Annotated in this window: 11 protein-coding genes; 5 read left to right on the top strand and 6 right to left on the bottom strand. The window is 71.8% G+C overall.

The features are described from left to right. Positions 1-116 precede the first annotated feature (116 nt). Complete coding sequence (locus ACFPZ3_RS19465) at positions 117-2534, top strand: AAA family ATPase (RefSeq protein WP_379515745.1); 2418 nt, start codon at positions 117-119, stop codon at positions 2532-2534. Further along, entirely contained in the window at positions 2492-2827 is a 336-nt protein-coding gene (locus tag ACFPZ3_RS19460) for a response regulator transcription factor (RefSeq protein WP_379515557.1), read from the top strand. The genes ACFPZ3_RS19465 and ACFPZ3_RS19460 overlap by 43 nt, the downstream gene beginning before the upstream one ends. 157 nt (positions 2828-2984) lie before the next feature. On the opposite strand, the gene ACFPZ3_RS19455 is transcribed toward ACFPZ3_RS19460, so the two are convergent. The 3 genes from ACFPZ3_RS19455 to ACFPZ3_RS19445 form a co-directional block, all read right to left on the bottom strand. Then, positions 2985-3731: a hypothetical protein gene (locus ACFPZ3_RS19455; protein ID WP_379515556.1), complete on the bottom strand. Its 747-nt coding sequence runs from the start codon at positions 3729-3731 to the stop codon at positions 2985-2987. A 413-nt stretch (positions 3732-4144) separates the two neighbouring features. Next, entirely contained in the window at positions 4145-4378 is a 234-nt protein-coding gene (locus tag ACFPZ3_RS19450) for a hypothetical protein (RefSeq protein WP_379515555.1), read from the bottom strand. A 104-nt stretch (positions 4379-4482) separates the two neighbouring features. After that, on the bottom strand, positions 4483-5787 hold the full coding sequence (locus ACFPZ3_RS19445) for a hypothetical protein (protein ID WP_379515554.1): 1305 nt from the start codon (positions 5785-5787) through the stop codon (positions 4483-4485). Between the two features lie 591 nt (positions 5788-6378). Here ACFPZ3_RS19445 and ACFPZ3_RS19440 point away from each other — a divergent pair. The 3 genes from ACFPZ3_RS19440 (at position 6379) to ACFPZ3_RS19430 (ending at position 10335) form a co-directional block, all read left to right on the top strand. After that, the gene (locus ACFPZ3_RS19440; protein WP_379515553.1) at positions 6379-8247 is read left to right on the top strand and encodes an AfsR/SARP family transcriptional regulator; all 1869 of its coding nucleotides are present in this window, start codon (positions 6379-6381) and stop codon (positions 8245-8247) included. 244 nt (positions 8248-8491) lie between these two features. Further along, a complete protein-coding gene (locus ACFPZ3_RS19435) occupies positions 8492-9679 on the top strand; it encodes a sensor histidine kinase (protein WP_379515744.1) in 1188 nt (395 codons plus the stop codon). Continuing rightward, positions 9676-10335, top strand: coding sequence for a response regulator (locus tag ACFPZ3_RS19430; protein WP_379515552.1), 660 nt, complete (start codon positions 9676-9678; stop codon positions 10333-10335). The genes ACFPZ3_RS19435 and ACFPZ3_RS19430 overlap by 4 nt, the downstream gene beginning before the upstream one ends. A gap of 11 nt (positions 10336-10346) precedes the next feature. Here ACFPZ3_RS19430 and ACFPZ3_RS19425 read toward each other — a convergent pair whose 3' ends face one another. Genes ACFPZ3_RS19425 through ACFPZ3_RS19415 form a run of 3 tightly spaced genes read right to left on the bottom strand, consistent with a single transcriptional unit; the run spans position 10347 to position 14784 of the window. Further along, positions 10347-11441, bottom strand: coding sequence for a thiopeptide maturation pyridine synthase (locus tag ACFPZ3_RS19425; RefSeq protein ID WP_379515551.1), 1095 nt, complete (start codon positions 11439-11441; stop codon positions 10347-10349). Between the two features lie 5 nt (positions 11442-11446). Then, positions 11447-12373, bottom strand: coding sequence for a lantibiotic dehydratase C-terminal domain-containing protein (locus ACFPZ3_RS19420; RefSeq protein WP_379515550.1), 927 nt, complete (start codon positions 12371-12373; stop codon positions 11447-11449). Further along, complete coding sequence (locus ACFPZ3_RS19415) at positions 12370-14784, bottom strand: lantibiotic dehydratase (protein WP_379515549.1); 2415 nt, start codon at positions 14782-14784, stop codon at positions 12370-12372. The genes ACFPZ3_RS19420 and ACFPZ3_RS19415 overlap by 4 nt, the downstream gene beginning before the upstream one ends. Positions 14785-14835: the final 51 nt, after the last annotated feature.

Raw genomic sequence — 14835 nt, 5'->3', positions numbered from 1 at the left:
TCTGCCGGGCGGCACCCGGCCGTCGCCAGCCTCCCGGGGACGCCGATCCGGGGCCAGAGTCGAACCGACTGCAGTCACTCGGGGGACCCCCGGCGAAGAACCGGGACTCGCGCGTGATGCACGGCCGGCAGGGAGAGCAGGCGGCCGTCGCCAGGCTGCTCGCCGGCGCGCGGAGTGGACGCGGCGGCGTGCTGGTCCTGCGCGGCGAAGCGGGGATCGGCAAGAGCGCGCTGCTCCGTCACGCCGTCGCGACCGCGCGGGCCCCCGAGCCGATGCGGGTGCTCTCGTGCGCCGGGGTGGAATCCGAGGTCGAGCACGCCTTCAGCGGGCTGCTCGGGCTGCTGCGGCCGGTGCTCGATCACCTCGACGCACTGCCGGTCGTCCAGGCCGAGGCGCTGCGCGGCGCGCTCGGCATGACCGATCACCCGGCCTCGGACTTCCTGGTCTCGGCGGCGGTGCTCACCCTGCTCGCGGCGGTGGCGGCGGACCGCCCGCTGCTGATCACGGTCGACGACCTGCAGTGGCTGGACCGCGCCTCCGCCGCCGCCCTGCTGTTCGCCGCCCGCAGGCTGGCCGGCGAGCCCGTCGCGATGTTGCTCGCCGTGCGCGAACCCGAACCGCTGCCGGTCAACACGGCTGGGCTGAGCGAGCTGGTGCTGCACGGACTGCCCCCCGAGGATGCCGCGCACCTGCTCGACGCGTACGGCTGGACGCTGCCTGCCCGTCAACGAGACGCCCTCGTCGCGGCGACCGGCGGCAACCCGCTGGCGCTGATCGAGCTGGCCAGGCTCGACGAGCCCGAACGGGCCCTGCCCGACCTCGCCATGACCGGAACCCTGCCGGTGGGCGCCCGCGTCCGCGCGGCGTTCCTGCGCCAGGTCGAAGCCCTGTCCGCGGACGGCCGCGCGGCGCTGCTGGTGGCGGCGGCGGAGGAGGGCGGGAACGTCGGCACCGTCCTGGGGGCCGCCGCCCGGCTGGGCCTGCCGGCCGACGCCCTGGACCAGGCCGAGCGGTCGGGGCTGGTGCAGCTGACCGGGGCCGAGATCCGGTTCCGGCATCCGCTGATCCGCTCCGCCGTCTACGCGGACGCCCCTTTCGACCGCCGCCGCGCTGCGCACCTGGCCATCGCCGCGTACCTGAGCGCCGCGGGAGAGGAGGACCAGGCGACCTGGCATCTCGCCGTGGCCACGACCGTACCGGATGAGAAGATCGCCGCCGCGCTGGATCGAGGCGCCGACGCCGTCCGGCGGCGCGGTGGCGCGGCCGCGGCGATCTCCGTCCTGCAGCAGGCCGCGCGGCTCAGCGAGTCGCCCGCCGACCGCTGCCGCAGGACGGTGACCGCCGCCTTCTTGGCGCTGGACGCGGGCCGGCCCGGCCTGGCCAGGACGCTCGTCGACCAGGTCATGGCCGAGCCCGTGCCCCCCGCGATACTGGCCCGGCTCAACGGGACCATCGAGCTGTACAGCGGTGACCCCGCGATCGCCTACTCACACCTGATGCGGTGCGCCGAGCTCATGGCAGTCGCCGAACCCGAGGAGGCGGCCTGGATCCTCACGCTCGCGGCGGGATCGGCACTGCACGCCGGGGACATGGCGGCGACGATAGTGGCGACCAGGCGCATCACCGGCCTGGACTGCTCCTCGGCGACCCTTCGCGCCGCCGAAGGTCTCCTCAAGGGCTACGAGGGCGTCATCACCGGGCCGGAGCTGTGGGAACTGCCGGGCGCCATGGCCCAGGCCGGGGGCGGGGGCGGTGAGCGGGAGTGGATGTGGGCGACCGTCATCGGCTGGATGGGGCCCGACGACGACCAGGCACTCCGGCTCGCCGAGGCCACCGGCCGCCGGGTCCGCGCCGCGGGCTCTCCCGCGCTCCTGACCGAGGTGCTGTTCTACCACGCCGACATCGAGTTCAGGCTGGGGCTCTGGACCGAGGGGGCCGCGCACGCCGAGGAGGGCCTGCGGTTGAGCTACGAGACCGGCCAGCGGGGATGGACAGCCAACTTCCTCGCCCAGTCGGCCCGCTTCGCCGCCGTGCGCGGCGAGGCCGCGGAATGCCGCGCGCTCGCCCGGCGGACGCTGGAGATCGCGCTCCCGCTGCGCGAGCGTGTCGCCGCGGCCACCGCGACCGGCGCCCTGGGGCTGCTGGCGCTGGGTGAGGGCGCGGCGGAGGAGGCGTTCACGGAGCTGGCGCGCCTGGTCGAGCGGGGTTCGCCTCTATCCAATGACTTCGTGGCCTTCGCGATGCTCCCGGACATCGTCGAGGCCGCCGTACACGCCGGCCATCCGGAGCCGGCCAGGCGGGTCGCCGCGGCCATGGAACCTCAGACCGGCGCCATCGGCGGGCCCGCCGCCCTGGCCGGGAACACCGCTACCGCGCGATCCTGGCGGACGACGCGCACGCCGAATCGCACTACCTCGGCGCGCTCGCGAGCGGCGGGTTCGACCGGCGCCCCTTCGACCGGGCGCGGACCCAGCTTCTCTACGGGGAATGGTTGCGCCGCAACCATCGCGGGACCGAGGCCCTGCCCCTGCTGAGGGCCTCGGGCGAGACGTTCGAGGCGTTGGGGGCGGCGCCGTGGGCGCGGCGGGCGTTCGCCCGGTTCCGCGCGGCCGGCGGCGCCGTACCGCACCGGAGCAGGGCGGTCGCCGCCCTGCTCAGCCCGCAGGAACTGGAGGTGTCCAGGCTCGCGTCCAAAGGACTGAGCAACCGCGAGATCGGCGACCGGATGCACCTCAGCCCGCGGACGGTGGGCTCGCATCTGTACCGGGCATTCCCCAAACTCGGGATTTCCGTACGCGCCGAACTCCGCGACCTCGACTTCGACTGACATCCCAGCCGGTTAACAGCCGCTATGGGGGGACGGAAAATGCCTTCGACAGTCGAATTTGCTCATCTTGTTATCGCAACGAATTGGCCATTTGTGCGGCCCGAGGCAAACCCCCGCCCCTGCGACGCAGGACGGGGGTTCTTCGGCTGAAGAAAGGTCAGGAGCAGGTGTACGCGCTCGGCGCCTGCTCGAACTCGATGGACCAGCTCTTCTTGCCGTGAAGGGCCGCCGACCTGCTGGAGCCCACGGCGATCACCACGCCGGAGGAACCCGCGCGGACCTTGTTGTCACCGTCGACGAGCGCGGCCTTGCGGCGGCGGCCCGTCTGGTAGTAGTAGCGCACGTTCGGCGTCGCCGTGGTGACGATGTGCGCGTCCTTGTCCGAGCAGCGCGGCTGCTTGAACTCCGGAGCCTTGGTGCCGGTCCTGCAACTGCTCTTCACCGACACGGTGACCGGCGCCAGGAACCACTTCTGCTCCGGGCCCACCTGCAGCCAGTAACTCACCCGGTGGGTGCCGGTCCGCGCCCGGAACGGCACGGTCACCGTCTCGGTCTTGCCTGCGGCGACGGTGACCGGATTGTAGCGCCGGCTGAATTCCTTGCCCGCGAACGGGCCTTCCTTGATGGTCTCGTTCGAAATCGGCCGGTACTTCGCCCGCTGGTTGTCCACGCGGTAATCGAAGGCGTGGTCGAACTTGGTCGGGTTGGTAAAGGTCAGGGTGACCTTGCCACACTCCACCGCGTTCGCCGCGCTCGGCGTGGCGGTGGGGGCCTCGGACTCCGAGGTCGTAGGAGTGGGGCTGGGACTGGGGCTGGGCGCCGGATCGGCGACAGCGGCCGGAGCCGTCACGGCGATGCACGAGGCTGCAAGAAAGCCCGCGGTGAGAAGGGTACGTGTCTTCAAGGGGGTGCCTCTCTGGAGGATCGTTTGCGAAAGAGCCGCGCCATGCAAACACGCATAAGGCGGGCGCTGCACAGTTATACACCAGTGGGCTATATCTTGCGCAATTTTCTCAGTAGTCGTATTGGGTAGCTCACATCCCGTGACAATATCCAGTGCTCTACATTTTCTCTAAGTCCGGAAAATGTCGGTCTTTGGCGGTCTTTCTGCCGTGTCCATATTGAAATGCGGCAAGGGACACTCCGCAAGGAATGCTTGCCGTGCGTGATCATGGCCGTCTTCGTCCTGGTCCGGTCGGCGGGGCCGAATTGCCCCAGATATCGGTGATGGGGCGGCTGGCGTCAGCCGCCCCAAGACGCGACGACGACCCGCCGCTCGCACCGGTTGCAGGGTCATGCCGTTGGAAGAGTTCTCAATCAGGACCTGAAATAGCTCTTCTCGATGTCAAGTGTGTGGCTTTTCGCTCTGGTGCCGCCGGCGACCATCTCCGCGCCGTACTTCAAATAGCTGCGGATCGCATATTTGCCGGTCCTCGCCAGGTCATCGACCTGGATCGAGGTCGGGCAACTCTCGTTGAACCCCAGCTCCGGCGGCCCGGAGGACTTCGAGCCGTTCTCGTAACCGATACGGGAGAGCGGCCGCCGACGCATGGGCGTTCACCCATGACGGTCAACGCGGTCATTGCCACGGACAATGGTCTTGCGAAAGGGAACACTCCTCGGGCTGGAATGGCGTCATCGGGCGTTGCTTCGTGTCATTTCAGGCCGTCGAGAAAGCGCTTGGCCACCTTCGTCAGGGCCGGTCGCGCGACCGCCGGCTCGAAGACCGGTGCCCGGTAGCCGACGGCGTCGACGAGGCCGCCCCCGGTCGTCGTCCCCCGGAAGGTGACCTCGACCGTCCGATCGCCGGCCAGGACCTTGATGAGGATCTCCATCGTGGGAGGCGCGCTCTTGTCGTACTGCTTGGTGGTGCTGGAGACCACGGCGAAGGCCTTCTCGCCGAGCCCGGACAACTCCTGGCGGGGCTCGTAGGCGGTGTGCAGGCGATCGTCGGTGAGGCCGCCCTGGTCGTGGTAGTTGTCGTACTTCTTGGCATCGCGGTCGAACTGGGCCGCCGATCCGGTGCCGCCGCCGCTCCAGTCGGTCACGCGGAGGTCCAGCCGGCCGCCGCGAGCGGTGTAGTCCTGCCCGGGCCGGTGCTCGACGACCTCGCTGATCGACCAGGTGCAGGTGGTCTGCTCGATGCGGGAGACATTGGTCCTGACGGACAGTCCGCCCGCGGCGGGGAAGAACGCCGACTCGATCTGTTCGGCGGTGACGATGCCGCAGGGCCCGGTGGGCTTCACCTCGCCGGCCTTCTTCGTCATTTCCGCGGCGATGAGCGCGGCCACCTTCCCGGCCGCGGCCCGCGTCTCGTCGCCGGAGGGGTACTTGACGCCGGTCCGGTTGGCGCCGCCGTAGGTGACCTTGATCAGCCAGGGCCCCTGCCGGACGAACGCCTCCGTTTTGAGGCCGCTCCGCCCGATCGAGGTCTGGCTGTAGGAGGCGTCGCCGTGCTTCAGCGTCCTGAGCTCGCCGAACGACGAGCCTGAGGTCCTGCCGTCGATCCGCCTGCCGTTCCGGACGTTGACTCGCTGCTCGTGCGCCTTCCGGTCCTGGCCGAAGCGGTCCGTGGCGTCCTTGACGGCGCCGCGCGTCTCCGCGCTCCTGGCCTGCACGGAGATGCTCAGCGAGCGATGGCCGAGGGCGCCGCCGCCGACGTCCATCCTGCTGTTCGTCCAGCTGCAGTCCGCCCGCTTCTCGGTGTCGGAAGCGGCTCCGGTGGACGCGTCCGTCCCGCCGTAATAGGCATCGGCGATCAGGCTCTTACGGAGATCGACCGGTACGGCGGCGCAGAGCTGGTCACCGGTGATCGCCCGGAGTTTCGCTGCCTGCTTGGCCGTGGGTGACCGTACCGGATCGTTCCGGCCTGAGGTCGGGGTCGCGGGCGGGCCGGTCTCGTCACGGTTCAGGAGCAGCCGGCCCCCTGCCAGCCCGCCGATCAGGACGACGCTGAGCACGACGACGACGGCGATCAGCGGCCCCTTCCCGTTTCGCGGGGGAGGAGACCCCTGCCCGCCGGGACCGGGAGGCCACCGTGCTCCCGGTCCGCCCTGCTCGGGAGGTGGAAAGCCACCTGGCCGGCCTTGCGCGGGGGGCGGAAAGCCGCCGGGTGGCCGGCCCTGCTCGGAGGGCGGGAAGCCACCAGGAGGCCGGCCCCGCGCGCCGTGCCGGCCACCCGGATGTCCGTGGGACGGCGGGTAGGGGGTGGACATCGGCGAACCTCCAGAACGGGCGAGCCCGCCGGCCCCTGACACGGCAGGCATGACGATGGGATCCCTTCCGCCCCCGACGCGAGCCTACGGATGGCGGGAACGCGGGCGTGTCAGGCGAACGCCCCTCATCGTGATCACGGTTCGACGGGTCCAGGCCCCCGTTTGTCGGGCATTCGCCGGACACCGATATGCCCGATGTCTCCGTAAGGTGATGATCCGGCCACAGCCAGGCCGCGTGGATACCCACTGCACGGGGGCAGCGGGTACTCCCACGAGCGAACGTCTCCATTCCCCGCCCCCTCGGCACAGAGTTTCGCGACACGACAGGGAGCCTTGATGGGACTGGAGATGAAGTTGCTGGGGCCGTGGGAGCTCACGGCGAACGGCGAGCGGGCCGTGCTCACCGGTGAACGGCGGGTCGGGGTCCTGACCAGGCTGGCACTGAGCGCCGGGCAGCCGGTTGCCGCGGAACAACTGCTCGCCCAGGTGTGGGGCGAGAGCACGGCGATGACGGCGGGCAAGCAGCTGCACATCGTGGTGTCGAAACTTCGCGGTCTGCTCTCACCGCACCTTGACGACGAGATCATCGCGACCGTCTCCGGCGGTTACCAGCTGAACCTTCCCCGCGAGTGCGTCGACGTCCACCTGTTCTCGCTGCTGGCCCGCCGGGCACGTGCCGCGAGGGCGAAGGGCGAGATCGCGGCGGCGGAGTCGCTGTTCCGGCGAGCTCTGGCCCTGTGGCGGGGGGACGCGCTGGCCGGCATGACCGCCTCGTGGGCCCAGGCCGAGTCGGCTCGCCTGGAGGAGGAGCGCCTGACCACGCTGGAGGACCACGTCGACCTGCGCCTGGCAGTCGGTGATCATCGCGCGGTCGTACCGGTGCTCACCGCCCACGTCGAGGCCAATCCGCTGCGGGAACGTCCGTGCGCCCAGCTCATGCTGGCGTTGTACCGGTCCTCGCGCACCTCGGAAGCTCTCGCCGTGTACCAGGAGACGCGCCGCGTCCTGGCCGACGAGCTGGGTATCGAACCCGGAGGGACACTGCGCCGGCTGCAGCGGGCGGTGCTCCAGCGAGATCCCGCGCTCGACCTCGGCGCCCCGGCACAGCGGGCCACGCTCACCGGCCTCGTCATCCCCACCGAACTCCCCGCCGACATCCAGGCGTTCACCGCGCGCGCCACGGAGATAGCCTGGCTGCGCAGGACGATCACCGATACCCGGCCGGGGCTGTCGGCCGTCGCCACAGTGCACGGTCCCGGTGGGGTCGGCAAGTCCGCGCTGGCCGTTCACGTCGCGCACGCCGTCGCCGATCGTTTCGCCGACGGCATCCTCTATGTCGACCTGCGCGCCGCCACCGCCGGGCTCCAGCCATTACCGAAGTTCGAGGCCCTCTGCCGGCTGCTGCGCTCACTCGGGCTCGACGACGCCGCCATACCGCCGATCCTGGACGAGGCCGCCGCCCGCTACCGCTCGCTCACCTCGACGCGTAATCTGCTGGTCGTCCTCGACAACGCGCTCGACGTCGGCCAGATCCGGCCGCTCATCCCCGCCGGGCCCGCCTGCGCGGTCGTCATCACCAGCCGCCAGAACATGGCCTCGCTCGACAGCACGAGCGAGCTGCACCTGACCAGGCTCGATCACACCGACGCCACCGCGCTGTTCGGCCGCATCGCGGATCCCGACCGGGTCCGTGACGAGCCGGAAGCGGCGCAGCAGATCGTCCGGCAGTGCGGCGGCCTCCCTCTCGCGCTCCGCATCGCGGCGGCGCGCCTGGCCGCCCGGCCCGATCGCACGCTGTCCTGTCTGGCCGATCAGCTCAACGACCCCGACCATCGCCTCGACGCCCTCGAACACGCCGATCTGGCCGTCCGCGACAGCATCGCGGTCAGCCTCCAGCATCTTCCGAGAGAACCCGCGGGTCATGACGCCTCCCACGCGTTCCTGATGCTCGGCCTGCTGGAAACGCCCATCCACACGGCGGCCGGTACGTCCGCCGTCACCGGCTGGCCGGAGCGCAGGGCGGAAGCCGCGCTCAGCCACCTCATGGATGCCCGCCTCCTCGAACCCGCCGGGCCCGACCGCTACCGGATGCACGACCTGGTCCGCCTCCACGCCCGCGAGCAGGCCGCCCGCCACCTACCCGCCCGCGTGCGCACCGCCGCCGCGTGTTCCACCACTGCCGGACGTGCGGCCGGCCGGCCATAGCGCCAGGTCGATCGGGGCGCGCCTGTCCCCCGTGCGAGCTACCGAGAGTGTCCACCGCGCGGTGACGATTCCGGGCCGTCGAGTCCATAGCGTTCTCGGCGTAGCCGTGGCACTCAGGTCGCGGTATTCGCAGAGGAGTCGTCATGCGGCTGTTGAAGCAGCTCGTGGCCGTCGCGGCGGTCGGCAACCTGGTCCCTCTCCGTCGCGGCGCCTGGCCCGACGCGACCGCTACGCTCTCCCAGTGATCGACCTCCGGCGCGTCCAGGACCTGTGGCGGCGGAGTGACGTCACGCGGGTCCAGGACCTGTGGCGGCGAAGTGACGTCACGCTCCGGGATTCTCCGTTCGCGCTGCTGTTGGTCGTCGCGTCGCTCCTGCCGGCCCTCTACGGCCACGGGACGCAGGTCGGCGACCTGCCGATGCGCCCCTTCGACGCGCTCACCCTCGTGGTGGCCGCCCTGGAGTGCCTTCCGCTCGCCCTGCGCCGGCGGTGGCCGGCCGTGTGCCTCGCCCTGGTGTCACTCGGCTTCGCCCTCGACCAGCTCCGCGGCTACCACATGTTCGCGGGCATCGCACTGCCCGTCGCGCTCATCAGCGCGGGCGCCCATCTGGAACGCCACCGGCGCACCGCCGTGGCCGCCCTGTCCGTGGCCTATGTGCCGCTGGCGGTCGCGCTCGACCAGCTCGGTTCGGCCGAGGGGCCCGAGGGATTCGTGGTGTTCTACCTGACGCTGGTCCTCGCGTGGGGCATCGGGGGCTGGCTGCGCTCCACCCGGGCCGCCGAGGCCGAACGCCGCCGCCACGTCGCCGAGGCCACCCGGGCCGCCGAACGCACCCGCATCGCCCGCGAACTCCACGACGTGGTGACCCACCACGTGACCGCGATGGTCGTCCAGGCCGAGGCGGCCCGCTATCTGACTGCCGCCCCCGACCGCCTCGACACCACCCTGAGCGCCGTCACCAGCACCGGCCGCCGCGCCATCACCGACCTACGGCACCTGCTCGACCTGCTCAACCCCGACCACGACACCGACGTCAGGCCGCCGGCCCCCGGCGAACTGCACACCCTCGTGGAGCAGACCCGCCAGGCCGGCCAGCCGGTGGAGTTCACCGAAGAGGGCAACCCGGCGGAGTCGACCGGCAGCGCCGAGTTCGTGACCTATAGGGTCGTGCAGGAATCCCTCACCAACGCCCTCAAATACGCCCACGGCAGCCGCACCGTAGTCCGCGTGCGCTATGGCGAGAAGGAGATCACCGTGCAGGTCGGCACCGACGGCTCCGGCTCACGCACCGCCTCTCCCGGCGGCAGCGGCCGGGGCCTGGCCGGGCTCCGCGAGCGGGTCGACGCCCTGGGCGGCGAATTCAGCGCGGACCGCCGGGCGGGCGGCGGCTTCCTCGTACAGGCGAGCATCCCCGCGGGGAGCACATCGTGAACACGCCGGTCCGGGTCCTGATCGCCGACGACCAGGTGCTGATCCGCACCGGGCTCGCGACGATCATCGACGCGCAGCCCGACCTCGAGGTGGTGGGCGAGTGCGGTGACGGTCGCGCCGCCGTCGACCTCGCCCGCGAGCTGAACCCGGACATGGTGGTGATGGACGTGCGGATGCCGGTGCTCGACGGCATCGAGGCGACCCGCCTGCTGGCCGGCGCCGGGGTGGCGCACCCCATCAAGGTGCTCGTGGTGACGACGTTCAACCTGGACGAGTACGTCTACGAAGCGCTGCGCGCGGGGGCGAGCGGGTTCCTGCTCAAGGACGCCCCACCGGGGCAGCTGCTGCAGGGCATCCGCACCGTCGCGACAGGCGCCGCGCTGCTGGCACCCGAGGTGACGCGGCAGCTCGTCGGCAGGTACGCGGCGCGGATCCGTCCCCCCAAGGGCACGCCGGACGACGTCGCGCTGACCCCGCGCGAGCTGGAGGTGCTACGCCTCATCGCCAACGGCCTGTCCAACAGCGAGATCGCCGGGACGCTGGTGATCAGCCCGGAGACCGTCAAGACATACGTGTCGCGCATTCTCACCAAGCTCGACCTGCGCGACCGCGTGCAGGCGGTGGTCTACGCCTACCGCAGGGGCCTGGTCACCTGACCGGCCCCGGTTCACGGGTGGGCTTCGACGAAGGCGCGGATCAGCTCGAACGCCGACACGCCGTAGATCTCCTCCACCGCGCTCGCGGCCAGGTGGCAGAGGCGGAAGCGGGCCGGCGGGGTGATGCCGAGCCGGGTGCTCTGCAGGTAGGTGTAGTTGAGCAGCACGCGGTAACGCAGGAAGGCCGGGTCGGCGAAGACGCGGTCGTAGTAGGTCTGGCTGGAGTACATGAGCCGGTGGAAGGCGCTGAGCTTGGGAAGGGCCAGGGCCTCCTGGCGGGAGCCCTGGTCGATCAGCCCGTCGCGCGCGATGAGAGATTCGGCCCGGCCGGCGTACGCGGCCATCAGAGCGGCCCATTCGCAGGCGAAGGGCACCGGCGTGCCGGTGGCGCCGTCCAGGGTGGCGATCACCGCGCGCACCTTCCCGGTGATCTCGTCGCGGCGGGCCTGGTAATCCCGATCGAAGGCGGCGCGCATGGCGTCGGGGTCGGTGCAGTGGGCGAGGAACCCTTCGGCGTGGGAACGGAAGGAGACGAAGCTCCGGGTGATCGGTCCCATGACGGTGTGGGAGGTGGCCAGCATGAGCGTCAGGGCCAGGCCGTCCTTGGTGTCGTGGCCCGATCGGAGGTGCCGCAACATGTCGAGCAGCAGCGGGGTGCTGTCGGTGTAGAAGTCGGCCAGCAGGCCCGCGGCCTCATCGCCCAGCACCGCGTGGCGGGAGTCGTAGGCGGCGTGGTGCAGGGAGTTGTCGGGATACCAGGGGGTGAGCGGGCCGTCGTCCCGCTCCTGCTCCGCGAGCACCCGGTGCTGGGCGAGCAGCGCCGGCTGGTCGAGGACCGCCGTGGACGGGCTGTCGCGCAGATAGGAGCCGATGATCTCCTCGATGGCGGGCCGCGCGACGTCCGCCCAGGTGACGGGGTCGGCCGCGACGTTGAGCCGTACGTGGGGGCCTCGGCGCCAGTGCCGCAGCACATGGACGCCTTCGACGCCCCCGCCCAGGAGGCGCAGCAGCGGGCCGACGGCGTCCAGCAGCAGGTCGTCCTGGCCGGGCACGTCGTGGTAGGCGATGTGGGTGCTGTGCCAGCGGGACGGCGCGAGAGTGGTCATGCGGGTCAGCTTTCGTGAAGCGCGGCTATGACGCGCAGGGTGAGCAGGGTGAGACGCTGTTCGGCGGTGGGGGTGACGCCCAGCCGGTTGTGCAGCAGGTGCGTGCAGCGCAGCAGGATGTACGGCACGGCGGCGGCCTCGGGCCTCAGCACCCGGGCCAGGAAGGCCGCCGGGGTGTCCACGTCGGCCGGCGCCGCGCCCAGATCGGTCAGGCGGTCGCGCAGGGTACGCAGCGAGGACGACCAGGCGCCCAGCATGCCTTCGCCCGGTCGGTCCCACAACCGGCGGGTCCGCCGCAGCAGGCCGTCCCTGTCACGCTGGAAAGCCTCTTCGACCTCGGGAGGAAAGCGGATGCCCGCGCGGAGCCGCAGAGCCGCCGCCCGCTGGTCGGGCAGGCAGGCCGCCACGGTGAGGGTGAGCGCCGCCAGGCCGATGGCCGCCCGCCCGCCCTGGTCGGGTTTGGTGGCGAGGAGGTCGAGGGCCAGGCGGCTGGAGTCGGTGAAGTGTTCCTCCACCGCGGCGACGCAGGCTTCCTCGCCGTAGGCACGGCGCTCGGGCAGGTAGGCGATGAACTCCACCGCGTCGTTGGGGTGCAGGCGGCCGTCGTACGCGGCCAGGCCTTCCGCGCGGGCGTAGCGGGCCGCGAGCGCCTGGTAGTCGCCGGTACGGAGCTCGCGCCGCGACGGGTGGGCGGCGAAGTACGCGCCGGCTCGCCGTTCGATCAGGCGGCGGATCCGCCCGGCGTCGGCCCCTTCAGCCGGTTTCACCCTGAGCCGCAGATGAGGGCCGCCCTCCCAGTAGTGCAGGAAGAAGAACCCGGCCAGGTCTTCGCGCAGCTCCGCCGTCAAGGGCGCGGCGACGTGCTCGACCAGGGCGTCGAGGGAACCCGCGTGAAAGAGGTGCGCGCTGATCCAGCCGCAGGACGTCGTCATGGGTGCTCCGCCGCCGCGGTGATCTGGAACAGGTACTCGGTGACGCGGCTGCCGTCGTCGCCGTAACACGGGCCGTCCGTCGGGTCGGGCAGGGCCTCCTCCAGCACCACCAGGTCACCGGGGCCGCCGACGGCGCGGGCCAGATCGAACAGCAGGAAATAGTTGGCCGCGTCCACGTACAGCGGCTTGCGCGCCTTGGTGAACGAGCTCTCCGCGGAGACGACACGGGCGAAGAACCGGCGCGGGATGCCGTGCTCGGCCAGCCAGCGGGCGAAGCGCAGCACGTACGCCGCCTCGCTCTCGCCCTTGCCAGGGGTGGGCACGTCCCCGGCGGGCAGGCGCCAGCGGGCGCGGGACAGCGTGACCCGCCCGACGTCCAGCCGGGGCGACCGCCCCCTGGACGCGCCGCCCAGCAGCCGGCCGGGCGGCAGGGCCACCGGCGGCTCGCCGAAGACGCATACCAGGAACGCGTACGCGGGAGGCAGCAGGAAGGGGGTGAGCAGCCCCAGATGCATCGGACGCACGGGGCAGTCGTCGGCGTCGCGGAGCACGAGCAGCTCGCGCTCCACGTCGTATCCGACCCGCAGCTCCGTCAGCGTGAGGGCGTCCGGGTCGTCGTCGGTGGTGAAGGGGTAGTCGATGGCCCGTCCGGCGGGCGGCCGCAGGTTGAGGCTGGTGCCGAACGCGCCCAGGCTCTCGGCCACACCGTGGCGGTCCAACGCGGGGACCTCGTCGGTGACCTGCGTCAGCAGATGGTGCAGGCGGCCGAGCCCACGGCCGTACCCGCAGGCGATGGTGTTGACGACCAGGCCAGGACCCTGCGGCGTGACGATCGCCTGGCCGTAACAGCCGATGGAGCGGGGCGGGCGGACGTAGGGCGGCCAACCGGCGGCGAGCTTGCGTACCAGCTCCGGATCGACCCGGATCACGCCCGCCGGGTCCTCTCCCGCGGCCCGCAGCGTCCGCCAGGTCTGGTGACGCAGGTCGGCGAGGGGGCCCTGACCGGGGCTCCTGGCCGGCGACGGGCGCAACAGCGCGCCCAGCCCGGCCTCCTGGTGGACCTGCCGGTAGAACCTCAGGAACGGCACCGAACCGGACCGGCCGTGACGGCGCAGGAAGAAGGCGGCGACCGCCAGTCTGACCGGCAGGTCCGTGTCCAGCAATCCCAGCAGCTCACGCACCGCGCCCAGGTCGTCGAGGACCGGCTGCCACCGCTCCCTGCCGCACCGGGTCACGACGCCGCTCAGCAGGGCCGTCTCCAGGCTGGGCGTGCCGACCTCCTCCTCCGGGCACAGGCTCCGCACCTGCTCGCCGATCTGCCGCGAGCGGTGGGCGCGCTCGGCAGGACAGGTCAGAGCGGGGTAGGTGGCCACTGCCTCGTCGAGCCGCCGCAGCGCTTCCGCGGCGGAGTGGCCGGCGGGCAGCCAACCTGCCAGCTCGCCGAGGGGATCGCCGGACTGCTCCGCGTAGGCTCGCCGCCGCTCCAGCAGGCCCGCCTCCAGCAGAACCGCCACCGCCTGCCTTACGTCGTCGCCGAGACGGGCCGGTCGCGGGCAGGCGCGGACGGCCTCCAGGACAGCGCGTACGGCGTTCGTCGCGGGCACGCTGCTGATGGGCTCGCCGGGACCGGGGCCGAGGAACCAGATGCGGCCCTCGTCCTCCAGCGCCGAGGGGTTGACCCGAAGCCGCACCTGCTCGCGCAGCTCGGGCCGGTCGGCGAGCGCGCGCCAGATTCGTTCGGACACGAACGGGTGAAGCTCGGCCACACTCCGCCGCACCAGCGACCGAGCGGGCTCCACCGCCGGCCCGTGCTCCGTCCACCGGCCGAACCCCGCCGCCGTGAACGTGGCGTACGGGCTGGTCTTGGCCACCGCGCGGGCGACGTAGCGGGCCAGCCGCAGCAACGTCTGCCGGCCGGGAACGGCCCGCGACCGCCCGGTCAGCCACTTGTCCAGTTCGGCCGACAACACGGGGCTGCTCTGCGCCAGGCCGTGACGGAAGGCGTCGGCGGCGACGATCTCGCGCAGCCGCGCCGTCTTCTCCTCCCGCTCCGCCGCCAGCACGCCGGGCAGCTCGGCCCGCAGCGCCTCCCGCCGCTCCACACGGCGCGACCAGGCCGTGACCCGCTGGGCGAGGTCGTTCGGCAGCGCCCCCAGAACCTCCTCCGATCGGGTACGCGGCTGCGGGAGGCGTCCGCGGAACAGCGCCCGGCGCAGCGCCACCAGCAGCGCTTTGAGCTCGGGCCTGACGTTCTCGCCGATGACCTCGTGCAACTCCTCGGACAACGCCTCGCCCTCGCTCGCCACCGCGGCCGAAGTCTCCAGCCACTCGTCGACCACCGACCATGTACGCGTGAAGCGCAGCGCTTCGAGGTCGCCGACCGGCATTCCCGCCACCCGCACCCCGAACACGGGCGAGAGCTGATCCCTACGGCTGCTTCCAGGCAATGCGATCGACCTTTC

Source organism: Nonomuraea insulae, assembly GCF_042656245.1.
The sequence above is the reverse complement of the archived record's forward strand: the minus strand, read 5'-3'. Positions and strand labels throughout refer to the sequence as shown.